Below are 24511 nucleotides of genomic sequence, written 5' to 3' on the forward strand. Positions count from 1 at the left end.
CCCGCTAGCCGGGAAACTCTATCCTGAACTCCGCACCGTCTTCGGTGTTCCTTACGCTGAGCCGCCCGCCCGCGCCCTTCTCGATGATGTTCCTGGACATGTAGAGCCCGATCCCGGTTCCCTTTTCCGGCCCCTTTGTCGTGAAATACGGCTCGAAGATGCGCGGCAATATCTCCTCAGGAATGCCCCCGGCGTTATCCGCGACCGTGATGACGGATTTTTCCCCATCCCTGAAAATGCGGATCGATATCCGCGGCGCTGCCACCCCCCGCTCCCTGAGCGCTTCCGTAGCGTTGTTCACCAGGTTCATGATGACGTGGGAGAACTCGTTTCGGTGCCCCGTCACGACGAGCTTGTCCACCTCCTCGATACGCAGATCGACCCGCAACGCTTTAAGAGGCGCTTCCAGAAGTTTCACCGTGGCGTCCACGGCGGAATTTACATCAAACGGCTGCGGCTCTTTTTCCTCTTTCAGAAAATCCTTGAAGTCGTTGATGGTGTTCGACATGTGCTGGATGAGCGCCATCACTCTGCCCACCTCACCCTTCAGGAACTCGCCGCTAAACTGCCCCAATTCGTAGGTCAGCTGCAACTGCTGGACGACGAGCCCGAGGACGTTCAACGGCTGCCGCCACTGGTGGGCGATGTTGGCCAGCATCTCCCCCATGGCCGCCAGCCGGCTCTGCCGAACGAGGAGCTGCTCCTTTTCTCGCAGGTCTTCTACCGCGGCAAGGCGCTGGTCGGTTTCGCGCTGCAACGCAAGGTACGCCTGCTCCAGCTCCGCCGTCCGCTCTCTTACCCGCAGCTCGAGTTCGTCCTTCGCCTTGCGCAGTGCCTCCTCCGCCTCTTTCCGGCGCGTGATGTCCTCGATGATCGCCACTTCGAATTTGGGCCTGCCGCCGAAATCGCGCACCAACGACAGGGTGAGCCTGGCACATACGTACTCCCCCGTTTTATGGATGAAGCGCTTCTCTATGCTGTAGCTGTTCAACTCGCCCACTGCCATCTTCCTGAACGGCACAAGGTCAAGGTCCAGGTCATCGGGGTGAGTGATGTCGGGCCAGGGAGTCGCCAGCATCTCCTCACGGCTGTAGCCCAGCATGTTGCAGAATGCCGCATTGACATCGATCCAGCGCGCATCGTCAAAGGAGACGCGTCCCATCCCGACGGCCGCCTGTTCGAAGACGGCACGGAACTTCTCCTCGCTCTCCCGAAGTGCGTTCTCTATCCGCTTACGCACCGTTATTTCCTGGTTTACCGCGACTGCCCCGGTGATCTCGCCTTTGTCATTCCTGATGGGGACCGCGGAAAGAAGGATGACCTTTCGGCTGCCGTCAAACGCTTCTATCTCCACTTCTTCATTGAGGATGGTCTCCCCTTTCAGGATGGCCCGCGCGCCTCCCCACTCTTCTGCGGCGATCGCTTCTCCGGAATCGGTCCGCCACCCCTTGTACCTTTCGTATCCGGCGATCCCGACCTTTGGCGCGCCGCCCCATATCTCTTCAGCAGCCCTGTTGGCATGCAGGATGTCGCCGCTCGCGGTAATTACCCATACCCCGACGGGAAGCGTCTCAAGCACGGTGCTTAGCAGTTCCTCGCTTTCCCTGAGCGCCTCCTGGGCCTGTCTTTTGATGGTAATGTCCCGAATCGTCAGAACGCCCATGTGCAGTTTTCCTTGCGCATCATGGATCGCCGTCCCCCGGTAGCTGTAGATCCTCTGCCATGTCCGCTCCCGATGCCTTACCAAAAGCTCGACGTCGTGCAGCTCCTCGCCCCTCATAATCCGGCGAACCGGCCACTGTTCCAGAGGCAGGAGTTCCCCCTCCATCGTTCTCAGTTCGATGGTTCGGACCGCGCTCTCCAAGGTCTTGACTTCGTCTGACTCCTCCTCGAAGTCGTACATCTCCAGAGCCCGGCGGTTCCAGTAGAGCCCCGCGGTTTCCACGTCGATGACGATGAGCCCCTCAGCCATGTTGTCGATGATGTCCCGCAGCTTTTCCTCGCTTTGGCGCAGCGCTTCGCGGGCTTTCTGGCCTTCCAGCGCCTGCACATGGGTCTCCGCGCGTTTTCCTATCTGGTAGACGATCACCGAGAAGATGACGATCCAGGAGAGCATGAGGAGGCTTATGCTGAACGTTATGCCGTAGAGGCCGTAAGCCTCGCCGGTGAGGACGAGCCACCCGAGCAGGATGGGGAGGGTAACCGCTGGCAGCAGCAGGGCGCGTGATACGAAGCCGCCTGGCGTGGGTGAGGTGAATACCGCCATGAACGCATCTCGCGGTCTTGCGAGGAGAAGCCCGATGCCGAGGAGAATGAGCGATAAGGTCGTAGGCCAGGCGATGCCTGTCACGCGCGGGGCCGCATAGAGCCCTTCAACGCGATAAAGGTACCCGAGAAACCCCATCAGACCCAGCAGGCAAAGGACACTCCCCAGCAACTGGGCCACCTGGGTCGCCACCCTTTTTACTTGCAGCAGCAAAAAAATGCCGATGCCGCAGAGGGTGAATGCGGTGGCACCGGGGGGACCCATCCGGTTCGGGTGCAGGACCCCCAGTGCACCCGGCTGTTCATACGCCACGAGCTGGTCAATGCCGAAATCGACGTCGAGGAGGTGCTCGAGCAGGGTGAGCGCAGCGATCACCGTTGCCGGTGCCGCCAGGATGGCCGCCAGCCCCCTAGAGCCCCTGGGCTCCTCCGCAACTACGGCAACGGCAAGGCCGCAGAGAAGGAGGCACAACGAGGCGTTCGTCTTCATCACGAAATGATGCAAGCCGCTTGAGGTTAGGAGGCCGGAGAGCCAGAAGACGAGATGTATCGCTCCGATCACGGCCGCGACGATGCCGCTTAGGGCCGCGCCGCGTCGCAGGTGTTGTTCCGTCGGCTGTAAGTGGTTCAGGTAGGGGGCCATGAAGCCTCATGTCCGCGGGGATTGAAATTAAAAAACCTTACTCAATATAGCAGTCCTTTCCCGGAGTGCAGCTAAATCAGTCAAAGGTTTTGGGCCCCGAACGCCGATCTGTCACATGTTTTACCTCTGCATGCTTTCTTGAGCCGGATCGACATACTATCGGCGCACGTTTAACCCGATAATTTTAGTTCCAGCTATTGCCATACTGATAAAATGAAGCAAACTGTCTGGAACATAAACGAAACCAATCTCATAGGAGCTGACATCCGCGTCCATGTTAATGGCAAAGGAAAAAGCTAAGACTGACACAGCACTCGGTAGATCGGTCAATGTTCTGAAAAGGCACCTGTTCGCCGGAGTGGTGGTGCTGAACATAGTCGTTGCCGGGATGGTCTCGTTCGCCTTGATGAAAAGCCGGGACGTATACACGGAGCGGGCAAGCGTCACGACGCAGAACCTTGCCCGGGTGCTCGACGAGAACATTTCCGGCATCTTCTCCAAGATAGACATATCATTGCAGGCGGTCTGCGACGAGTACGAACGGCAGCTTGGGGCCGGGCAGGTGGACTCCGCAGCCCTCAGCCGCTTCATAGTTCGGCAGCAGGCCCGGCTCCCGGAGCTGGTCTCGCTCAGGGCGACCGATATGGCAGGGGTCGCTTTATACGGTCCCAATGTCACGCCGGCAACCACGAAGAGCCTCGCCCATCGCGACTACTTCATATACCTGCGCCAGACCCCCGACGCGGGGCTCGTCATCTCCAAGCCGCTCATCGGCGGCATCTCCGGTAAATGGATGATCGTCCTTGCCCGGCGCGTGAACGCTCCGGACGGCTCCTTCGCAGGGCTTGCCTATGCCGGGGTGTCCCTCGACTACCTGTCCCATACTTTCTCCACGCTCAATATCGGCAAACAGGGGCTGTTGTCGCTGGTGGCGTCGGACTTGAGCGTCGTGGCGCGCTACCCCAAATTGAACCGCTCCCCCGGCGGCTCTGAGATCAAGGTCACTTCCAACCGGTTCAGGTCGCTGCTCGCCAAGGGGGAGAGCATGGGGACCTACCGCACGAAGAGCAGCGTGGACGGGGTGGAGCGGGTCTTCTCCTTCCGAAAGATTGCGCTACCGCAGCCGCTCTACGTCTTCGTCGCCATGTCCACGGCCGATTACCTTGCCAACTGGTACAACGACCTCTATCGCGGGGTCCTCTTCGTGCTTGTCTTCATGATCATGACGACGACGCTCACGCAGGTTTTCAACCGCGAGTGGGACCGCAGCAGGGAGGCGGAGCAGGCGCTGAAGGCGATGGAGGACGAGCGGCTCAAGATGGAGAAACTGGAATCCCTCGGCATCTTAGCCGGCGGCATCGCGCATGATTTCAACAACATCCTGACCGGCATCATGGGTAACCTCTCCTTTGCGAGGATGCAACTAGAGCCGGAGCACCGCTCCCAGCCCCTTTTGGAGGCGGCGGAGCGCGCGTCGCTGCGCGCGGGAGACTTGGCCAAGCAACTGCTCACCTTCGCGCGCGGGGGAGCGCCGGTCCGGGCGGTCACCTCGGTGGGCGTGCTGGTGGACGAGGCCGTCTCGCTCACCCTGAGCGGTTCCAACGTGAAGGGGATCGTCGACGTCCCGGCGTCGCTGAGCGCGGTGGAGGCCGATGCGGGACAGATGTGTCAGGCTTTCAGCAACATCATCATGAACGCCGTGCAGGCGATGCCCGAGGGGGGACTGCTCGTCATCACCGCTCGCGACCACCTGCTCGAGGCGAACAACTGGCAGAAGCTCCCGCCCGGGCCGTACGTGAGCGTCGCATTCTCTGATGAGGGGGGCGGCATCTCGCAGGAGGACCTCAAGAAGGTTTTCGATCCCTACTTCACCACCAAACCGCAGGGGAAGGGGCTGGGGCTCGCCTCGGTCTACTCCATCGTCAAAAGGCACGGCGGCAGCGTGAGCGTCGATTCTCAAAAAGGCGATGGTACGACCTTCACCATTTATCTACCCTCGTTGGGGGCAAGCGGTGAGGAACAAGCACCCGAGGTGACGCACGTCAGCCAGGTGCCTCCCTCCGCGCTCTCCCTGCTGGTGATGGACGACGAGGAGGTGATCCGGCAGTTGGCGGCGGGGGTGCTCGGGCATCTAGGGCACCGGGTGGTGACCTGCGCCGACGGCGGCGACGCGGTGGAATTGTACCGCGCGGCGCTGCAGGAGGGGGCTCCCTTCTCTGCGGTGCTGGTGGATCTCACCATACCCGGAGGGATGGGGGGGAAGGACGCGGCGCAGCAGATCCTCTCCCTCGATCCGAAAGCGCGCCTAGTCGTGATGAGCGGCTACTCCAACGACCCAGTCATGGCGAACTTCCGCGACTACGGTTTCTTGAAGGCCCTGCACAAGCCTTTTGACGCGCAGGCGATGGCGTCAGTGCTGGAGTCCCTGCTTTAAATCGGGCACGGTAAGGGAAATCGAATTCTTACCTGCGTTTATCGCAATACCTACTTCATTGTATTGTCCCGAGGATTGCACTATATTAACGGCTCTTTAAGAGAGGCTGCGGAACTGTGTTGTCACAGGAAGTACTGTCAAAGGAGCTGCCCGCCCGACGCGTGGGCCGTCATGCGGCAGACTTCGGAACCTGTGCTGCTATGAGGTTACCCATGAACTCGAAGGGATCCTGGCATGACCAGGGACACCTGCCTTCATCCTTTGCCCGCTTCTTCATCTTCGTTTTCCCGCTCCTTATCTTCAGTGTCGTCTTGCTGTTGTCTTGCCTTGTCCCTACCGCCGTCCTCGCCTCTCCCAGAACCGTTTCCGTCGGCGTCTACGACAACCCCCCGAAGATTTTCGTCTCGGCAGCCGGTAAGCCTGCGGGGATCTTTGTCGACATCATCGAGCACATAGCCGCAAAAGAGGGTTGGCAGCTGCAGTACGTGACCGGGACCTGGAGCCAGGGGCTGGAGCGCCTGCAAAAAGGCGAAATAGACCTGATGCCGGATGTCGCATATACGGCGGAGCGCGAGAAGGTTTATTCCTTCAACAAGGTTGCCGTCCTTTCCGGCTGGTCGCAGGTCTATGCCCGCAAGGGAAGCGGCATCCAGTCGATACTGGACCTAAACGGCAAGCGTGTGGCGGGGCTTGAGAAGACCATCCAGCTGGAAACCCTGGACCGGCAGGCGAAGAGTTTCGGCTTGAAGATCACCCAGGTGCCGGTCTCGAACTACAAGACGGAATTCGAGATGATCGCCTCGGGCAAGGTCGATGCCGGGGTCACCAACCGCTATTACGGGTTGATGTTCGCCAGGAAATCGGGATTGGAGGATACCCCGATCATGTTCGACCCGGCCCCCTACTGCTTCGCGGCCCGAAAGGACGCCGCCGGGCCGCTGCAGCTTTTGGAGGTCATCGACGGCCACCTGACCGCGATGAAAACGGATCCCCAGTCCGTGTACTACGCCACGATGAAGCGGTGGACTTCGGAAGAGGTGCACTTCAACCTCCCGGCCTGGCTGCCGCTCCTTGGAGGGGTGCTGGGCGCCGCACTGATCATGAGCCTGGTCGGCGGGGTCGTCTTGAAACAGCAGGTGAACGTACGGACCAGGGAGCTGCAACAGATCAACCGGGAGATGGAGCAGCGCATCGACGAGCGTACCAGCTCGTTGCGCCAGGCGAACCAGCAGCTGTGTAACGCCCTAGACGAACTGGCCCTTGCCAAGGAGGGGGCCGAGGCAGCCAACCGCGCGAAGTCGCTCTTCCTCGCCAACATGAGCCATGAAATAAGAACCCCGCTGAACGCCGTGCTCGGGTTCAGCCAGATCGTCCTGCACGACCCCAACCTCTCGCCGGCGAACCGGCGCAACCTAAAGACGGTTAACCGCTCCGGCGAGCACCTCTTGGCCCTGATCAACGACGTGCTCGACATGGCCAAGATCGAATCGGGGCGCATGAGTGTTGAGGCGCTCCCTTTCGATCTGCCCGGAGTGCTGCAGGACGTGGTGGAGGTTTTCTCTCCCAAGGCGGCTTCCAAGGAGTTGCAGCTCATGCTCGAGGTACATCCGGATACGCCGCGCTACGTGCTTGGGGATGCGGGGAAGCTGCGCCAGATCGTCATCAACCTGGTTGGAAACGCGGTGAAGTTCACCGACCATGGTTGGGTAGCGCTCCGCGCGCGGGGGGACATGCGTGACGGCCGCCCGTTCGTGGAAGTGGAGGTGGAAGATACCGGGCCCGGCGTGGCGCCGGAGGACATCCAGCACGTTTTCGGCCTCTTCGAGCAGGCGGACGTCGGCAGAAGGACCCAGGGAGGGACCGGACTCGGGCTCCCGATCAGCCGCGAGTACGCCCGGCTCATGGGGGGGGATCTGTCGGTTTCCAGCGAAGCGGGGCACGGCGCATGTTTCCGCGTGATCCTTCCCGTGGTCGAGGCGGAGCAGGCGCCCGCTCCGGTGCCTGCCGGGCAACCGCGCCGGGTGCTGCGCCTGAAGCCGGGACAGCGGACCTGGCAGCTTTTAGTGGTGGACGACCGCGAAACGAACCGGGAGATCCTGGTGAAGATGCTCACCCCGGCGGGGTTCAGCGTCATCGAGGCGAAGGACGGGCAAAGCGGCATCGAAGCGTTCGCCTCCCATACGCCGGACCTCGTTTTCATGGACGTGGTGATGCCGGTCATGGACGGGCGCGAGGCGACCAGGCGCATACGCGCCCTGCCCGAGGGGAAGGACGTCCCCATCATAGCCGTTTCGGCCAGCGTCTTCGAGGAGCAGTTGCGGGAAGTCATGGCGGCGGGGGTCGACGATTTCCTGCGCAAGCCGTTTCGCGAGGAGGAGCTTTTCGAGAAGGTGGGCCGGCTGCTTCCGGTCGAGTTCGAGTATGAAGACGAGGAGGGCGCCCCGGTCGCAAGCGGGGAAGGCGTCTTGTCGGATGCGGGGATGGCCGAGGCGGTGGCGCTCCTTCCCAATGAGGTGCGCTCCGAACTGATCGCCGCGGCGCGGGAGCTGGACCGCGGGCGCATCCTTTCCCTGCTTGGATGCATCAGCGAGAGCGCGCCCGGGGTGGCCGACCGCCTGCGCGACCATGCTGAAGGGTACCGCTTCGATCTGATCGAGGAGGTGCTCCTGCAAACGCCGGGGCAGGTCGGGGAACCTGCGGTTTCGGGTAGAGAGGCGGACACGGTATGACGGAAAAAACGGCAATGATCCTGATCGTCGACGACACCCCGGCCAACCTGCAGCTCCTGGAATCGATCCTGAAGGAGAAGGGCTACGAGGTGCGGGGGGCCATCAACGGTCCCATGGCCCTCAAGGCGGCGCGGCTGCAGCCCCCGGACCTGGTCATGCTCGACATAAACATGCCGGAGATGAACGGTTTCGAGGTCTGTCGCGCCTTAAAAGAAGACCCGGCACTCGCCTCCATCCCGGTGATCTTCGTCTCCGCCGCGGTGGAGACTGCGGACAAGCTGCGTGCCTTCGACGAGGGGGGCGTTGATTACGTGACCAAGCCGTTCCAGGCGCAGGAAGTGCTCGCCCGGGTGGAGACCCATCTCGAGCTCTCCCGGGTGCGTGGAGAGCTGCAAAGGCAAAATGCCGAACTCGCGCGGACTCTGGAGAACCTGACCCGCGCCCAGGTGCACCTGGTGCAGTCGGAGAAGATGGCGGCCCTGGGGCTTCTGACCGCGGGGGTCGCACACGAACTCAACAACCCACTTAACTTCATCGCCGCCAGCGTACAGGGGCTGAAAAAGACCGTGGCGCCGATCGACGAGTTGATGGCGCTCTGCCAGGCCCTACCGGGCGGGGTATGCGATGAGGTGATCGGCCGCATCGAGACGTGGTGCCGGGACAACGAGCTTGGTGAACTGCGCGAGAGCATGAATGAGCTCGTGAACAACGCCTGTTACGGCGCGAACCGGGCCGCCGAGATCGTGAGCAGCCTGAGGATCTTCTCCCGCATGGACGAGGCGGAGCGAAAGAGCGTGAACCTGCACGAGTGCCTCGACGCCGCCCTGCTGCTTTTGAACGGCTCCTACAAGGACCGCATCCGCATCGAACGGCACTACGACGATCTCCCCCCATGGCTGTGCCAGCCCGGCAGGCTGAACCAGGTGTTCATGAATTTGCTGGCAAACGCCGTTGACGCGATCCTTGCCAAACCGGAAAAAGTTGACGCGACCATCCGCGTCAGCACCCGGATGGAGGAGCGTGACGGACGTTGCTGCGCCGTGGTGGAGATCGCGGACAGCGGGACAGGCATGACGGACGAGGTGCGCAAGCACCTGTTCGAACCGTTCTTCACCACCAAGGAAGTCGGCAAGGGGGTCGGCCTCGGGCTTTCCATCTCGCACGGCATCGTCCGCGACCACCAGGGCGTTATCGAGGTGGAGAGCCGCGCCGGGCAGGGGAGCGCATTCCGCGTGATCCTGCCGCAGCTCGAAACCTGAGAAAGGAGCCGCCATGAGCGAAAAACCTCCTGCAGCCAAACCGAGACTCCTCTACGTCGACGACGAACGGCCGAATCTCGTGGCGCTGCGTGCTCTTTTGCGCGACACCTACGAGGTGTTCATCGCCGAGACCACCGACGAGGCGTTCGCGCTCCTTTCCGGGCACGACATCCCCCTTGTGGTTTCCGACCAGCGCATGCCGGGCATGACGGGGACCGAGTTCCTGGAGAAGGTCGCGGCGGCCTATCCGGACTGCATCCGCATGATCCTCACCGGGTATTCGGACATCGACGCCGTCATCAACGCCATCAACCGCAGCCAGATCTACTACTACTTCAAGAAGCCGTGGAACGAGACCGAGATCCGCCTGACGCTCTCCAACGCGCTGGAATCGATCATGACGCAGCGCCGGCTGGTGGAGAGCGAGCGGCGCTTCCGGAGCACCTTTGAGCAGGCGGGGCTTGGGCTTGCGCACCTCGAACTGGAGGGGCGCGTGCTGCGGGCGAACGGCAAACTGCAGGAATTCCTGGGGGCAACGGAAGCTGAGCTCCTGGGAACGCAACTGAGCGACTGGTTGCCCGGGTTCGACCCGACCGAACCGCTCGGCCACCCCGGGCAGCTCGTGGTCCGGGAGGCCCCGGTGGCGACGCCGCAGGGGGAACGCTGGAGCCGGCTCACCTCCTCGGTTTCGCTCGACGGTCAGGGAAAGCCGGATTACCTGATCACCCTCGTCGACGACCTCACGGAGCGCCGGCAGACCGAGGAGCTGGTACTGAAGCTGTATCACGTCGTGGAGCAGAGCCCGCTTTCCATCCGCATCACGGCGAAGAACGGGGTCGTCGAGTTCGTGAACCCGAGCTTCACACGGATGAGCGGCTATACGGCGGAGGAGATGGTAGGGAAGCAGGCGGACCTCCTGCTGTCGGAGCAGGCCCAGGAGGCGGACCACCAGACCCTCTGGGATTGCATCACATCGGGGACGGTCTGGCAGGGAGAGATGCCGAGCCGCGCCAAGGACGGCCGGCTTCTCTGGACGCGCGTCACCGTTTCGCCGGTCCGCACCAGGGACGGGGTCGTCACCCACTACGTGACCATCAAGGAAGACATAACGGAGCGGCACCGGCTGGAGGAGCAGCTGCTGCAATCGCAGAAGATGGAGGCGATCGGGCAGCTCGCAGGGGGCGTGGCCCACGATTTCAACAACATCCTTATGGTCATAATGGGGTACGGCGCCATGCTGAAAGGGGACAGCCTCCTCGCTCCCGAGCAGAAGGAGAAGGTCGAACACATCCTCGAGTACGCCGACCGGGCCGCCCAGCTCACCTCAAGCCTGCTCGCCTTCAGCCGCAAGCAGGTGATGAGGCTGCAGCCTGCCAACCTGAACGACATCATCCTGCAGGTGCAGAAGTTCCTGGCGCGGGTCATCGGGGAGGATGTCCAGCTCAGATCAGCGGTAAGCGCAGAGCCGTTGCCGGTCAGGGTCGACAGCGGCCAGATCGACCAGGTCCTGATGAACCTGGTCACCAACGCCCGCGACGCCATGCCGGGGGGCGGCGTGGTGACCATCGAGACCCACCGGCAGATGATCGAGGAGTGCGGCGCATCGACCGGCGAGCACCCCGCGCCCGGTCCTTACGCGGTCGTTTCCGTCTCGGACACCGGGGTCGGGATGGACGAGACAACGAGGACCAGGATCTTCGAGCCCTTCTTCACCACCAAGGAGCCCGGCAAGGGGACCGGCCTCGGCATGTCCATCGTGTACGGCATCATCAAGCAGCATAACGGGTTCATCAACGTGTACAGCGAACCGGAAGTAGGGACCACCTTCAGGATCTACCTGCCGCTGTACCGGATCGGAGGGGCTGCCGAGGAAAGCGTCGCGGCACCTGATGCTCCCGGCCGGGGAACGGAAACGATCATGGTAGTGGAGGACGAGCCCTCACTGCGTCAGCTCCTGGACAGCATCCTCACTGAGCACGGGTATCGGGTCATCCTGGCGCAGGACGGGGAGGATGCCATCGAGAAGTTTCAGGGGACGCCGCCGGGAACCATCGCGCTGGTGCTTATGGACCTCATCATGCCCAGGATGAACGGCAAGGAGGCCTGTGAGGAGATCAGGAAGGTCGACCCGTCGATGCGCGTGGCGTTCACGAGCGGCTACACCAGGGAATTCATCGACATCCGCGACGCCCTGGCCGAGGATACCGAGCTCATCATGAAGCCGGTTCAGCCTACGGAGTTGCTGCGGAAGGTACGGGACCTTCTCGACCGCTCCCCCGCACCGGCCGCATAAAGCACGTGTGAGTCAGTCTCGAAGCAGTGAGCTTGGCATCACGTTCCCCCCTTTGCGAAGGTTCTTCAGGAAATTCCGGGGACGCATCTATGTTTTAGTCTCGAAGCAGTGAGCTTGGCATCACGTTCCCCCCTTTGCGAAGGGGGGCAAGGGGGGATTTGTCTTGGTCTGACCATGCAAACACCTGCTGTCGCTGCGATCACGAACGCTGCAACAGCAAAGGACAGAAAACAAACAACCTGTCGGTGAGTAAAGCGACTCCGTTCAACCGATAGAACCAGAGGATGAAAAGCAAATCCCCCCCGTCCCCCCTTCGCAAAGGGGGGAGCGTCAGGGCCAAGTGCAGAGCTTCTTAGGCAATTGAACTTCGTGTCCCCTCTCCCCATGCAGGGTGAGGGCGTTGCTACCCGGTCATGTCGCGCCGCACCCCGTCAGTGTGCCAGCAACTGGGCGATCTTTTCGTGGAGCTGCCGGGAGTCGAGCGGCTTCGAGATGTAGTGCATCCCCTCCTCCACGATGCCGCGCTGGGCGACGATGTCGGCGGTGTAGCCGGACATGAAGAGGACCCTTATCCCGGGGCGGATCCCCCTGATACGCTCGGCCATCTCCCTGCCGTTCATCCCCGGCATCACCACGTCGGTCAGGACCATGTCGATCTCACCCCCCTGCATGCAGATGTCGATGGCGCTTTCCGGTGTCCCCGCCTGGATCACCGTGTACCCCATCTCCTCAAGCATCAGCGTCGTCGTGCAAAGGAGCATCTCCTCGTCCTCGACGAGCAGGATGGTGCCGCTGCCGCTTTTCGGCAGGGCGTCGTCGGCCTCCTCCTCGCGCGCCTCCTCGTGGTGACGCGGCAGGTAGATGTTGAACACGGTCCCCTGTCCCGGCTCGCTGTAGACGTTGATGAACCCGTTGTTCTGGGTGACGATGCCGTACACCGTGGCGAGCCCGAGGCCGGTGCCGACCCCCACCCCCTTCGTCGTGAAGAACGGCTCGAAGATGTGCTCCCGCGTCTCCCGGTCCATCCCGGTGCCGGTGTCGCTCACGGTGACCTTCACGTAGTCGCCGGGGACGCAGCCTGCGTGGTGGCGGCAGTAATCCGTGTTGAGGCGGATGTTGGCGGTATCGATGTTCAGGTTGCCGCCGTCAGGCATGGCGTCTCGGGAATTGGCCGAGAGGTTCATGAGGATCTGGTCGACCTGCGAGGGATCGATGAGAACGGTCCAAAGGGGCGTCGCCGGCTTGAAGGTGAGCTTCACGTCCTCGCCGATCAGGCGGCAGAGCATGCTCTCCGCGGCGAGGATCTGGCTGTTCAGGTTCACCGGTTTTGGGGATACGATCTCCTTGCGCGAGAAGGCAAGCAACTGCCGCGTGATCTCGCTGGAGCGCTGCGCCGCCTTCAGGATGTGGTCGAGGAACTTCTGCTCTGGGGCGTCGTCGGGGATGCGGTGCCGGCAAAGCTCTGCGGCGCCGATGATGACGCCGAGCATGTTGTTGAAGTCGTGGGCGACGCCACCGGCGAGTCTCCCGACCGATTCCATTTTCTGGGACTGCCTTAACTGCTCCTCGAGCTTCTTGTGCTCGGTCACGTCGCGCCAGATGCAGTAGTAGACCTGGCGGTCCTGGATGTTGACGATCTGCGCGTTGACCTCGACGTTTCTGAGTTCACCGCTCTTAGTGCGCTGCACCGTCTCGAAACTCCCACGTCCCTCCCTGACGATCCCCCCTATCCGCTCGTGCGTCTCTTCCTGTGTCTCCTGCGCCTCCACGTCGAAGATGGAGAGCTCCGCGAACTCGTCCCGGCTGTAGCCCAACTGTCTGCATACCGCGTCGTTGAAGTTGAGAAAACGCGCCGTCTCCGGGTCGATGATGACGATACCGTCGGGGGACTGCTCGAGGAGGAGCCGGTTCAGATTCGACTCTTCCTCGATGGCCCGCTCCATCTGCTTGCGCTCCGTGATGTCGGTGATGACGGCGATGCGGCAGGTGCGCCCCTTGTAGACGATGTCGTGCGAGGTGACCACGATGGGGAAGACCGAGCCGTCTTTTTTGCGGTGGTGCCACTCCCCCACGTAGGTATGCCCGGTGAGCTTCGCGGCGACATCGGTGATCCTGCGCTTCTCGTAATCCGGGTAGAGGTCGGTCAGGTGGAGTGCCAGCGCCTCTTCGCGCGCGTAGCCGTAGGCGAGGGCGAACGCCTCGTTCACCGCGACCATCTCCATGCTCCCGCGCTCGTAGATCAGCATGGGCGCCGGGTTGTGCTCGAAGAGGTCGCGGTACCTCTGCTCGCTCGCGCGCAGGTCCGCCTCGGCCTCCTTGCGGGCCGCCTCCTCCTTGAAGATCAGCATGGCGCGGACGATGCAGCCGGAGACGGCGATGCCGGCCGCCAGAAGGAAGGCGAGCAGCGCGATCAGGCGGTTTCGGTACGAGGTGAGGGAGGCGAGGATCTCCTTTTCGGAGGAGGTGACCGCGATGGACCAGAAGGTGTTGCCGAGCGCCACCGGGTAGTAGACCGCGAGCTGTTTTGTCGGCTTGCTGTCCCGCGCGTCCACTCTGGCGCTGTAGCTCCCTGTGCCTGCGCCCCCCTTCAGCATCTCCCGCGCGACAGCTCTGCGGCTCGGGAACTCCCGGGCGTTCTCGAAGACGTTTCTGCCGCTGTGCCCGGCCACGGGGCAGTACAGCTCGGTGCCATCGCGGCTGACCACCCAGGCGTACCCGGTCTTGCCGATCTTGATCACGTCGAAGTAGCGGTGCGCGAGGTTCTGGAAGTTGATGACGATGGCGATGCTCCCCTTGAAGCGTGCCTCGTCGAAAACCGGGACATGGAGGGCTACCGCGTCGTATCCCTGCACCGCCCGGAATACGTCGCTCACCACCGGCTGGTGCGTTCGCATAAGTTCGCGGATGTGCTTCTGGTCCGCGATGTTTTTCCCCTCCGCTTCCCGCTGCGGAACGGTGAAGAGAATGACCCCGTTTTCGTCCACACGGGTGAAGGATCGGATCTGCTCCTTGTGGGCATCGTAGAAGAATTCCATCTGCTGCCGCCCCTGAGCGTCGAGAACGGCGATCTCCTTCATCCGTGCCAGGGAGCTGAGGATCCCGGTCCAGGTGGCGAAATATTCCTCGATACCCTGGGCCGCCTGCCTGGCATGGATCATCTGCTCGTCATGCAGCCTGGAGATGGCCGCATCCTTCGCCTTGTCATAGGAGAGGGTGAAGATGAGCCCGCACACGATTGTGGCGACGACGACCAGCAGGGCGAGCGCCCTTTTCTGTATGTACCTCTGCATCATAGTGAAGACCATGGCCGCTTTATGGGCGGGGTATTTTGCGGTGCACCGCTACATCACTCTTATCGACCGTTGCACGGGAAACTGTGAGGGAAAAAACGAACCGGAGGGGGAGCCGGCACTGTTTGAACGCGGTGCCATTGCAAAAGCGAGTGCCGCCGATACAATTCGTTGGCGTTTTTTAATCAATTGAGAGGAGGCGCCTATGAAAAGCTACCAGGAGATCGCCGCCTTTGTCGTCGCGGTTGCCACCGCCTTTTTCTACCTGCTGTGGTTCTTCCTCCCCCCCGTCCGCCTGGTCTGGCGCTGCCTCTCCACCGAGGAAAACCTCCCCGTCATGAACACGCTGAAGGCGTGCTGGGACTCGGCCTGGCCCTTCAAGCCGGCGATGTTCAGAAGGCAGATGCGCCTTTGGCTTGAGCTCCGGCTTTTGCACCCGAAGCCGCGCAAGGAGCCCACCTGGTATCTCGACGCCAAAACCAAGAGGTACCAGCTGCAGTTCGACGATGAGGCCTACCGCCGCGAGCTCGCCGAGTGGCGGCGGGCGAACCGGGCCAAGTTCGGCGCCTTGAAGATCAAGGAGCGCGAGCCGGTGATCGAGGTGGTGGATGTCTTCCGGTTGAACGATGAAAGCACCAAGAACGGGATCAAGCAGTACCTGCTCGCCGTGTCGCAACTGCGCCTATCGCTCGACGAGGAGGCCTCCTTTCTCTGCAGCGTGAAGATCGAGCACGGCTTTCTTCTGCCTTTGAACCTCCTGGCCGGGCTCATGTCGCGCTTCTCCGACGACTGGGATCCCATCATCTCCTCGTACGACCGGATGTCGCACCGCGGCTTTTCGGCGCAGCAGATGACCATCTTCAACCTCTGGCTTTTGTGGGGGCCAAGCGTCCCGATCTGCAGTTGCGAACAGTGGCAGGGGCCCATCACGTTGCAGTACGGCTTCGGCGACGAGAACAATTCGGTGCGCGTAAGGGTAAGGGACGAGAGAAAGGACCAGCTCCTCTCCGACCTGAGAAAAGCGGCGGCGGCGCAAACCGGCACGGCGCACCCGGCCCTGCACGCGAGCGTAACCGGCAAGCTCTGGCCCCCGAGCAGCTTTTTCCAGGGGGAGATCTGCGGAGCGCAGCAGGAGCTTTTGAACCCGGACCGCGAGGCCTTCATCCTGGAGTACGAGGGGCACAGCGTGGTGGGGAACCCGGCTAGTTCGCGGCTCTTCTACACCGCTTACGTATGGGCGCTCTTCGTGGTGGGGCGGGAGCAGAAACCGGGGACGGAGCAGGTGCGCAGCGAGCCGTGGCTGCACGTGATCCCCTTCTTTGAGCACGGCAACATCGTTGATGAGTCGTGCTACGAGATGGCGAAGCTGCAGCTTGCCCAGAAGGTGCTCGAATACGTGCGGGCGAGTGGCCACATCGAGGCGGACCCGAGCCTCGCGCCGCTAAGACTTTGGTACGTGACCGCCCTGGACGACTCCGGCTGCGGGCGCGGCATCGAGGTCCCGCCGCGGGGCAAAAGCATCAAGGCGACGCTCGAGGAGTTGCTTTCGGAGAGCGAGCATCGCCCGCTCAGGAAGCGGATCATCACCGACGACGCGTCCTACGCGGCACTCCTGTCGGGGTGCCATCTCTCCAAGGTGGTCTCAGAACTCTTCGCCGCGATCGAGGGGGACGGTGCTAGGAGAGGGCGCGCACCAGCGCGGTAGGGTGCAGCGGCAGGCCGGCCAAGCCTGCGACACCCATGACGATCCCGAACCCCGCGATGGCGAGCGCCAGGTACAGGAGCTTTTTTTTCTGGGTGAGCGAGGCGATGGCGAGCATGGCGAGCGATACCGCGAGCGTCGCGTCGGAGAGGTCGAACTGGTCGTCACGGTAGTTCAAGTCGTCGTACTGCTTGCCGAGTCCGTTCGCTTGGGCGGCGAGCTTCTCCTCTTCCACCTTGTAGCGCGCGATGTTGTCGCCGTACTCCTTCTTCTGCCGCTCGAGCGCGGGAGAGCTCTCCCGCGGCGCCAGCGCGCCGATCGCCACCACCTGGTTCAGCCCGAGTTCGGCAAGGTGCTGTTTGAGCTTCTTCGCCTGGTATTCGTTCCAGGTGTCCACCTGGTCCGATTTAGCCTGCAGCATCGCCTGGACGATGTTGTCGTCCTTCACCTTGGACACCGCCATGAAGACCGAGATGATGGCGACCGCCACGGCGACCTTGTTGTTGAGCGCGTTTCTCTCCTCGGACGAATCGAGGCGCTGCTGCAGATCGTTTGCTTCCGTCATGGCAATCCTCTCCTTACTTCCCTCCCGAAGTCCTCAGTGCCAGGCAGTCGATGAGCAGGCGTTCGCCGGTGAAGGAGGCGTCCTTGCGCTTCACGATGCGCCATCCGCCGACGTTGAAGGAGCTGTGCGCCGTCGCCTCCTCGGCGAGCCCGGGATGCCCCTCGAGGAGCTCAACGAGCGCCTGGTCGTGTCCGAGTACCACCGGGGAGAGCCCGGTGCCCACGAGGATGGTGACGGGCTCGACGAGCAGGTTCGCGAGGTCCTGGGGGACCGGCTCCACGGCGGCCGCTTTCCCCTGCAGGCGGATCATCCTGGCGCGGGAGTCGGGGCCGACCGTCCCCCTCGTGGTGCTGATCAGGTCGAGCAGGTGGTCGCGGATGTCGTTCAGGCTGTCGGCCGCGTTCAGCCGCTCGATCTCCGGGTAGATCTCGAGCGCCTTCGCCAGGAGGGAGATCTCGCGCAGGTAGTTGCTGCGCTGGTTCTCCGGGACGAGGTACATGGCGATCACCTTCACCGGTTTTCCGTCCGGGGTGCCGTAGTCGATCCCCTTGGGACTCCAGCCGACGACGCAGATCAGGTCCTCGTCGAAGGGGACGCGGGCGTCGGGGCAGGCCCACCCCTTGCCGAGGGCGGTCTTCGAGGCCGCCTCCTTGGCGAGGATGAGCCCGGCCACGTCGGTGTCGGCGGGAAGCGACGGCACCGCCTCCAGGATGTGGGCGAGGAAGCGGAGCGCGTCCTCCTTGTCGTAATCGTCCGGGATCTCGAGGAGACGCCCTTCCTGTAGTGCGTCGAGCAGGCTGTCCATGATCAGTCACCTCCAAAGCGTTTGAAGAACCAGGTCTTCACGAAGTGGGTAAGGATGGAATAGGTCAGAAGGAACGCGACGATATAGACCCAGTACACCGGCGGCAGCGGCACGAGGCTCAGCGCCCCCGCGAAGGGGGAGTAGGGGAGCCAGGCGCCGATCCCCATGATCGCCAGCGTGGTGAGGGTCATCGGAAGCGAGGCCGAGCTGCCGAAGAACGGTATGCGCCGGGTCCTTATGATGTGCACGATCAGGGTCTGGGTGAGCAGCGACTCCACGAACCAGCCGGTCTGGAAGAGCCGCGCAAGCCCGTCCTGCTGCAACGCGGTGACGCCGGGGGCGTTGTAGGCGGCGCAGCCAAAGACATACCACATGAGCGCGAAGGTAGCGTAGTCGAAGAGCGAGCTTATCGGGCCTATGCAGAACATGAAGCGCTTGATGTTGCCGATGTTCCACTTAAGCGGCTTCGCCACCAGTTCCTCGTCGACCCGGTCGGTCGGTATCCCGGTCTGGGAGAAGTCGTAGAGGAGGTTGTTGGCGAGGATCTGCACCGGCAGCATCGGGAGGAAGGGAAGCAGGTAGCTCGCCCCGATCACCGAGAACATGTTGCCGAAGTTGGAGGAGGACCCCATCCGGATGTACTTGATGATGTTCGCGAAGACGCGGCGCCCCTCCATGATCCCCTCTTCGAGGACGAGAAGGCTCTTTTCCAGGAGCACGATGTCGGCGGTCTCCTTGGCGACGTCGACCCCGGAGTCGACCGAGATGCCGACGTCGGCGGCCTTAAGCGCCGGGGCGTCGTTGATGCCGTCCCCCAAAAAGCCGACCACGTGGCCGCTGTCGCGCAGGCTGCGCACGATCTGTTCCTTCTGGGCCGGGGAGAGCTTCACGAAGACGTCCACCTCGCGGACCACCCGCGTGAACTCCTCGTCGTCCAGGCGCGCAAGCTCCGCACCGGTCAGCATCCCCTCCGCCTTCAGTCCCACGTTGCTGCAGACCTTCTTCGTCACGAGCCCGTTGTCGCCGGTGAGCACCTTCACGCGCACACCCGCCTCCTGCAAGAGGGCGAGCGCCTCGCTCGCCTGCGCCTTCGGTGGATCGAAGAAGGCGATGAACCCCAAGAGGATCATGCGCGACTCGTCCTTCACCTCGAACTGGGGCTTCTCGCGCGGGAACTCGCGGTAGGCGATGGCGAGCACGCGGAAGCCGTCGCGGTTGTGCCGTTCCACCTCCTCGAAGAGGTTGTCCCGGATCATGTCGAACAGGGGGAAGACCTCCTCGCCGATCTGGTAGTGGCTGCAGCACTCGTAGATCTCCTCCACCGCCCCCTTGCAGATGAGCACGTGGTCACCCTCGAAGTCGACGACGACCGACATGCGGCGGCGCTGGAAGTCGAAGGGGAGCTCGTCCACCAGGCGGCAGAGCTGGACGTTCATCTCGGTGTGGTCGAGGATGGCGCGGTCGATCAGGTTTCTTAAGCCCGTCTGGTAGTGGCTGTTCAGGTAGGCGTAGGTGAGGACGTCTTCGCTGGTGCGGCCGGTCAGGTCGACGTACTTCTCGAGGACGACCTGGTCCTGGGTCAGCGTGCCGGTCTTGTCGGTGCAGAGGATGTCGATGGCGCCGAAATTCTGGATCGAGGGGAGCCGCTTGATGATCACCTTCTTGGCCGCCATGGTGAGCGCGCCCTTGGCGAGGTTCACCGTGACGATCATCGGGAGCATCTCGGGGGTGAGGCCGACGGCGATGGAGAGGCCGAAGAGGAGGGCATCGACCCAGTTCCCCTTGGTCATGCCGACGATCATGAAGACCGCCGCGGTCATCACCAGCATGAAGCGGATCATGAGCCAGGTGAAGGAGCGGGTCCCCTTGTCGAAGCTCGTATCCTCCGGCTTTTCGGCAAGCGAGGCGGAGATGGAGCCGAAGAGGGTCCTGACGCCTGTGTTGACGACGACGGCGCGCGCCGAGCCGCTGTTCACGCTGGAGCCCAAGTAGCAGGCGTTCGGGAGTTCCCAGGCGGAGAGCCCGGTGTCGTGCTCCTTGTCGACCATGGCGCTTTTTTCCACCGGCATCGACTCGCCGGTGAGCGCGGACTGGCTCACGAAGAAGTCCTTGGCGGAGAGGAGCCTCACGTCGGCGGGGATGATGGAGCCCGCCATGAGGAGCACGATGTCGCCCGGGACCACGTCGCTGATGCGGATCTCGGTCTCCTCGCCGTCACGCAGCACGAGGGTGCGCGACTGAACCCTCTTGCCGAGCGCCTCGACCGCCTGGCCGGAGCGGCGGTCCAGGATGAAGGAGAGGCCGACGCTCAGGATGATCATGGCGCTCACGATGAGGGCCGACTTGGTCTCGCCGACGATGCCGGAGATGATGGCGATGACGAGGAGCTGGATTACGAGCGGGCTCTTGCAGCGCTCGAGGAGGTCGGCGAGCACGGTGAGGCGTCTTGCGTGGGCGAGTTCGTTGGCGCCGTACTCGTCGAGGCGTTTTTCGGCCTCCTCGGCGGAGAGCCCCTCCTTCGCCTTCGTGTCGAGCTCTTTCAGCGCGTCGCGCACCGAGATGGAGCAAAGCTCCACCAGGCGGCGCTCGCTTTCCCCTTGCGACGCCGTTTTGTGCGCCTGATGGCGCTGGGCGGGCGTCTGCTTTGTCGAACGCCCTCCCGGTATATTGGAAACGATGAACATCCTGCCTTCTCCTGTACGGCAACCTTGCGTGCGGCCAAAGCGTACCACATCCGCAGCCGGACGGACCGGTGCTGCGACGGCGCGTGTGACCGCAATACGACGCCGGATGCGCCACGGGCGTAGAGCGCCCTGCGTAAGCCGGTCGGTGCTTGCATCAAAAGGGAGTTCGTGTGGAAGACTCCCCGCTGCTTATCGAGTCCCGTTCCTGGGGGCGGAACCGGATCAAAGCGGGCAGGGAAGGAGGAAGGCTTTGAAGGGGGTTATCGCCGCGGGAACGGGATGGGTAACGGATATTCGCTACTATGACTGTCCAATGTGAAAAACCACCACCTTTCTGTGTGATGTGCGGAAACGAAAAAAGGCCACGGGAGAACCCGGGCCTGAATGTGCCTCACGGTTCCCCACTCGTCGGTTTTCGGCAGTGCACAACGTAGGTCGCAAGGGACCAGCTACCTTAAGTAGAGCCTTAATCCGGCAATACCTGGTCTACCCATTGGCGTCTTTCGACGTTTCCGGGCAGTAGCCTGTGTTTGTGCAAACGCCTCATCTTAACGAGGAACTTGATGAATCTTATAAGTAGGTGAAAGTGCGTCGTTTTTGTGGCGCCGCATTCCTAGCTATTTGTCCAAAAATTTGTACCAGCTTTAAAGGGCATTTGCAAGCCTTTTCATTGGAGTCTGAGTGCGCGCGTAGCGGTATCAGGGGGAATCACCTCTAAGGGCAGCTCCTGCGAACCAGCTCCAGTTCGGGCATTACCCGCCACTGGTACTGTCCAACTAGAAATAATCAGGGGGTAGACACCTCAGGTAAGGCGTGCGGTCTTCGGAACTGTGGCTGGATAGGCTTGTCAACCAAGTCTGGCATGTTGGTTGACAAGTATACCCAGCTACAGCGGGAGATTCACCCCCACCCCCTGCCTTACAAAACCCTATGTAGAAAAAAATTTACTCCAGGCCTGATAAAAATTAACCGCTTCTGTGTATATAAAAAAGTGTAGGGAGTTTTTTTCAAAATACATGGAGCACTCGCAGCATGGCTACAAGACCAACCACAGGAGTACATGGAGTAAACCTCACCATCGACGGAGTGATAGACAGCTTCGACCCGCTAAGCATAGATCAAATCCTAGACGGCCTCTTCGGCCTGAAGTTCTCAGATTTCTACGCCACGGCAAAGACAAGAGCGTATGAGCGCTACTACTCAGCCTGCTACTCCTACAAAAACAAGATATTCCTCTACACAGAGGGCAGAACCAAGAACAACGACAACACAGTTCACCTAGAGATCAAAGGTTCAGCCTTTGACTATGGTGTAGTGAGTGAAGACCGCATCAAGGGTTTTTGCCTCACCCATAACGTCAGTGCCTGCGACTTCGACATCTACAACGACGATGCAGGTGAGATACTGAAGTTCGACAAGCTCAAGCGTCAGGTTGACCGCCACTACTTCACATCGAAGCACAAGGTTGTAGTTTGGCCGGGTAGCACCGAAGGTGCCCCCAGGACCATCTACTTCGGAACGAAGCCACAGAGGCTGTGCATCTACGAGAAGGGGCTTAAATCGGCCCAGGACCGGACTTTTGATTACCCTCTCAGTTACCTGCGGCTCGAAGTGCAGCTCTCCAAGGAAATCGCAAATGCAGCCTTCAAGCGCTGGTGCTCCGGTGAAGACCCTGGAGCACTTGCCGCTGCTCTCATCGCCGGAATGGTCGAGTTCAAAAGCCTGAAGGACACAGACAGGAACAACACGCGCCGGAAGGTGTGCCCAGACTGGCAGCGCTACTTAGGAGCAACCGAGAAACTGAGGTTGACGGTTCCACGCAGTGAGCCAGACAAAGACAGACAGCTCGACGCCTTCAAGGCCTCTGTGCGGAACCGACTCATCGAACACGACTACAAAGACATCATGTGGGCTTTCAGCACCACTCTCAGCGAACACCTCGGCAACGATAAAATACCGGCGTACTTCTCACAGATGCTCAGCAAACTCACATCACTGGAGGCAGTAGCAGCATGAACCGCGATCTTCTAAGACCGCTCACTCGAACCGTCAACCGCACCGGGAGGCTCTTCAATGAGCGAAACGGGCACTTCTACCCGGCATACATTCAGAACACTTTCCCAGCTCCTGAGTGCATCGCCTACATCTTCGCTGCCGACCTGGCACCGGCTCCCGGCGACATCATCACCGACCGACTCGATGGTGCGCAGTACGCTGTGAAGGAGGTACGCCGTATGCCCTGCCGCTACGGCAGCAAAAAGGCCCGGCATGAGGCAACGCTAGTACCTCTCTTATAGGTAGGGGTGTGAAGACAGAAAACTACCCGCAAACCCACGGCCCACGCGGCTTTAGAACCATTTCAGAAAAATCCCAAATTCATAGCCCCCGCAGGGGGCAGCAGCGTCCCGGTAGGGACGGTGCCAAGGAGACAAAACTAATGACGTATGCAGAACTCGATTCCCTTCACAACGAACTCACCAGCGCCCACAAGGGCGATCCTGCGGCAAACGATGCCGTCAGCAGGGGCACCGGCTTAATCATCAAAATGCTGGTTAATGACGGTGTGACCAGCGCCACCCTGAAGCAGCAGTTCGCTGAGAACCTTCAGTCCTTCAGCGACCCCCAACACAAGCAACTCTTCCGTGAAGCCTTCAGTCTCACGACCAGGTTGGTTACTGCAGCGATCAAAGAAGCTATCGCAGAGCGGAGGGCAGCATGAGTCCCGCTCTCGAAGCCTTTGTCGTAGCCATCTACGAGCGAGTCAAAGGTGATTACCCCGACCACTCCTCGTTTCAAATCAAGACCGCGATCCTAGACGCAACTAGAGCCTATGGCTCAGAGCTTGCCGACACAATGGTGGCGGTCCACGTTCTTTCCGAGCAAGTGAAAGCCCTGACCCTCCTAGCTCAGTATGCCTAACGTAGCTCCCCGGTTTCTCCGTTCCGGGGCCACTCCCGTCCCAGCCGGGCCAATGCTGGGGTTCTCCCAAATGCGGGTGCTGCTCAGACACAGCACCCGCGACTAAAACACACAAAGGAAGATACCCTCATGACGTATAGCACCACATCCGGTTGCATCATCACCGAAGCATCCGCCCACCCTGTCACCCTCTACACCGAATCCGAGATGGATTACGTGGACCCCGGCAAACTCGTCACCGACGAGAACGGCTCCCGGTTCAAGATTGCCGAAGTCCGATACATCAGCGGCAAACTCTATCGTGTAACCCTGCTTCCCCTGGAGGTGTCCAATGCCTAAGCAGCAGCTTATGTATGCATGGAAAGTTGAACTTACCAATGGCAGCACCGAGCGCGGCACAATCGGCGTTCCCGCCGACGATCCAGATAGGGCCGGTGCAGCGGTAGTTGGTATGTTGCGCCAGAAGTTTGGCCGTGAGTATGAAGACTGCTACGTGGTCTGCATTGGCCCCGCCTAGCCACACAACTCAGCCCAGCCCAACCAGACCTACACCAGGAGCCGCCCCCGCAAAGGGCGGTTTCTTGCGTTCCAGGAGGAACCTTGCAACTACACGTTGTCCACTACTCATTCCATCAGCGCGGCAAGACCATCACCCGCCGCGCCACGATCCCGGCAGCATCTCCTACTGTTGCCGAAGCCATCACAAGGGCATGGCTGCGGTTGCGCGGCCTCACCCCTTATGCAGTGACAGCGGAGCCTTAGCTGAGGCTTCCAAATTCGCCCTACAGTGGCATTTCTCGCCCAGGGGCATAGCAGCACCTGTACTATTTTTAATTTACCGACTAGGAAGACAATGAACACAGACCATATCTATAGAAAGCCCCGGCAGATTGAATGTAAGGTTGCCGATGCTCCCGGCACCT

General features: G+C 61.5%; 16 protein-coding genes and 1 riboswitch. Of the genes, 11 read left to right on the forward strand and 5 right to left on the reverse strand.

Annotation, left to right across the window (positions count from 1 at the left end):
- Nucleotides 1-4: 4 nt before the first annotated feature.
- The gene (locus tag E8K79_RS16365) at nucleotides 5-2908 is read right to left on the reverse strand and encodes a PAS domain-containing sensor histidine kinase (protein ID WP_136515670.1); all 2904 of its coding nucleotides are present in this window, start codon (nucleotides 2906-2908) and stop codon (nucleotides 5-7) included.
- A 274-nt stretch (nucleotides 2909-3182) separates the two neighbouring features.
- Between E8K79_RS16365 and E8K79_RS16370 the strand changes: the two genes are divergently transcribed.
- From E8K79_RS16370 to E8K79_RS16385, 4 genes are all read left to right on the forward strand, one after another.
- Nucleotides 3183-5342, forward strand: coding sequence for a hybrid sensor histidine kinase/response regulator (locus E8K79_RS16370; RefSeq protein ID WP_136515671.1), 2160 nt, complete (start codon nucleotides 3183-3185; stop codon nucleotides 5340-5342).
- A 212-nt stretch (nucleotides 5343-5554) separates the two neighbouring features.
- Nucleotides 5555-8071, forward strand: coding sequence for a response regulator (locus tag E8K79_RS16375; RefSeq protein ID WP_162604694.1), 2517 nt, complete (start codon nucleotides 5555-5557; stop codon nucleotides 8069-8071).
- On the forward strand, nucleotides 8068-9330 hold the full coding sequence (locus E8K79_RS16380) for a hybrid sensor histidine kinase/response regulator (RefSeq protein ID WP_136515672.1): 1263 nt from the start codon (nucleotides 8068-8070) through the stop codon (nucleotides 9328-9330). The genes E8K79_RS16375 and E8K79_RS16380 overlap by 4 nt, the downstream gene beginning before the upstream one ends.
- Before the next feature lie 13 nt (nucleotides 9331-9343).
- Complete coding sequence (locus E8K79_RS16385) at nucleotides 9344-11623, forward strand: response regulator (RefSeq protein WP_136515673.1); 2280 nt, start codon at nucleotides 9344-9346, stop codon at nucleotides 11621-11623.
- Nucleotides 11624-12054: 431 nt separating this feature from the next.
- Here the strand turns inward: E8K79_RS16385 and E8K79_RS16390 are convergent, their stop codons facing one another.
- On the reverse strand, nucleotides 12055-14913 hold the full coding sequence (locus E8K79_RS16390) for a hybrid sensor histidine kinase/response regulator (RefSeq protein ID WP_246043854.1): 2859 nt from the start codon (nucleotides 14911-14913) through the stop codon (nucleotides 12055-12057).
- 205 nt (nucleotides 14914-15118) lie between these two features.
- Between E8K79_RS16390 and E8K79_RS16400 the strand changes: the two genes are divergently transcribed.
- The gene (locus E8K79_RS16400) at nucleotides 15119-16618 is read left to right on the forward strand and encodes a hypothetical protein (RefSeq protein ID WP_136515676.1); all 1500 of its coding nucleotides are present in this window, start codon (nucleotides 15119-15121) and stop codon (nucleotides 16616-16618) included.
- On the opposite strand, the gene E8K79_RS16405 is transcribed toward E8K79_RS16400, so the two are convergent.
- From E8K79_RS16405 to mgtA, 3 genes are read right to left on the reverse strand one after another with little or no spacing between them, the layout of a single operon-like run.
- Entirely contained in the window at nucleotides 16590-17180 is a 591-nt protein-coding gene (locus E8K79_RS16405; RefSeq protein ID WP_136515677.1) for a DUF4337 domain-containing protein, read from the reverse strand. The two genes, E8K79_RS16400 and E8K79_RS16405, sit on opposite strands and share 29 nt — an antisense overlap.
- A 13-nt stretch (nucleotides 17181-17193) precedes the next feature.
- Nucleotides 17194-17985 carry a PTS sugar transporter subunit IIA gene (locus E8K79_RS16410; protein ID WP_136515678.1) on the reverse strand — a complete coding sequence of 264 codons (792 nt, stop codon included), beginning with the start codon at nucleotides 17983-17985 and terminating at the stop codon, nucleotides 17194-17196.
- Between the two features lie 2 nt (nucleotides 17986-17987).
- Nucleotides 17988-20669 (reverse strand): magnesium-translocating P-type ATPase, encoded by a 2682-nt coding sequence (gene mgtA, locus E8K79_RS16415; protein ID WP_136515679.1) that lies wholly within the window; start codon nucleotides 20667-20669, stop codon nucleotides 17988-17990.
- Nucleotides 20670-21062: 393 nt separating this feature from the next.
- A riboswitch (M-box (ykoK) riboswitch) is annotated at nucleotides 21063-21232 on the reverse strand.
- Between the two features lie 469 nt (nucleotides 21233-21701).
- Between mgtA and E8K79_RS16420 the strand changes: the two genes are divergently transcribed.
- From E8K79_RS16420 to E8K79_RS16445, 6 genes are all read left to right on the forward strand, one after another.
- Nucleotides 21702-22685: a replication initiation factor domain-containing protein gene (locus E8K79_RS16420; protein ID WP_136515680.1), complete on the forward strand. Its 984-nt coding sequence runs from the start codon at nucleotides 21702-21704 to the stop codon at nucleotides 22683-22685.
- On the forward strand, nucleotides 22682-22966 hold the full coding sequence (locus E8K79_RS16425; protein WP_136515681.1) for a hypothetical protein: 285 nt from the start codon (nucleotides 22682-22684) through the stop codon (nucleotides 22964-22966). The genes E8K79_RS16420 and E8K79_RS16425 overlap by 4 nt, the downstream gene beginning before the upstream one ends.
- A 140-nt stretch (nucleotides 22967-23106) precedes the next feature.
- Entirely contained in the window at nucleotides 23107-23388 is a 282-nt protein-coding gene (locus E8K79_RS16430; RefSeq protein ID WP_136515682.1) for a hypothetical protein, read from the forward strand.
- Nucleotides 23385-23588 (forward strand): hypothetical protein, encoded by a 204-nt coding sequence (locus E8K79_RS16435; RefSeq protein ID WP_136515683.1) that lies wholly within the window; start codon nucleotides 23385-23387, stop codon nucleotides 23586-23588. The genes E8K79_RS16430 and E8K79_RS16435 overlap by 4 nt, the downstream gene beginning before the upstream one ends.
- Nucleotides 23589-23717: 129 nt before the next feature.
- Nucleotides 23718-23927, forward strand: a complete 210-nt coding sequence (locus tag E8K79_RS16440) for a hypothetical protein (RefSeq protein ID WP_136515684.1) — start codon at nucleotides 23718-23720, stop codon at nucleotides 23925-23927.
- Nucleotides 23920-24105, forward strand: a complete 186-nt coding sequence (locus E8K79_RS16445; protein WP_136515685.1) for a hypothetical protein — start codon at nucleotides 23920-23922, stop codon at nucleotides 24103-24105. The genes E8K79_RS16440 and E8K79_RS16445 overlap by 8 nt, the downstream gene beginning before the upstream one ends.
- Nucleotides 24106-24511: the final 406 nt, after the last annotated feature.

Source organism: Geomonas edaphica, assembly GCF_004917075.1.
Taxonomy (GTDB): domain Bacteria; phylum Desulfobacterota; class Desulfuromonadia; order Geobacterales; family Geobacteraceae; genus Geomonas; species Geomonas edaphica.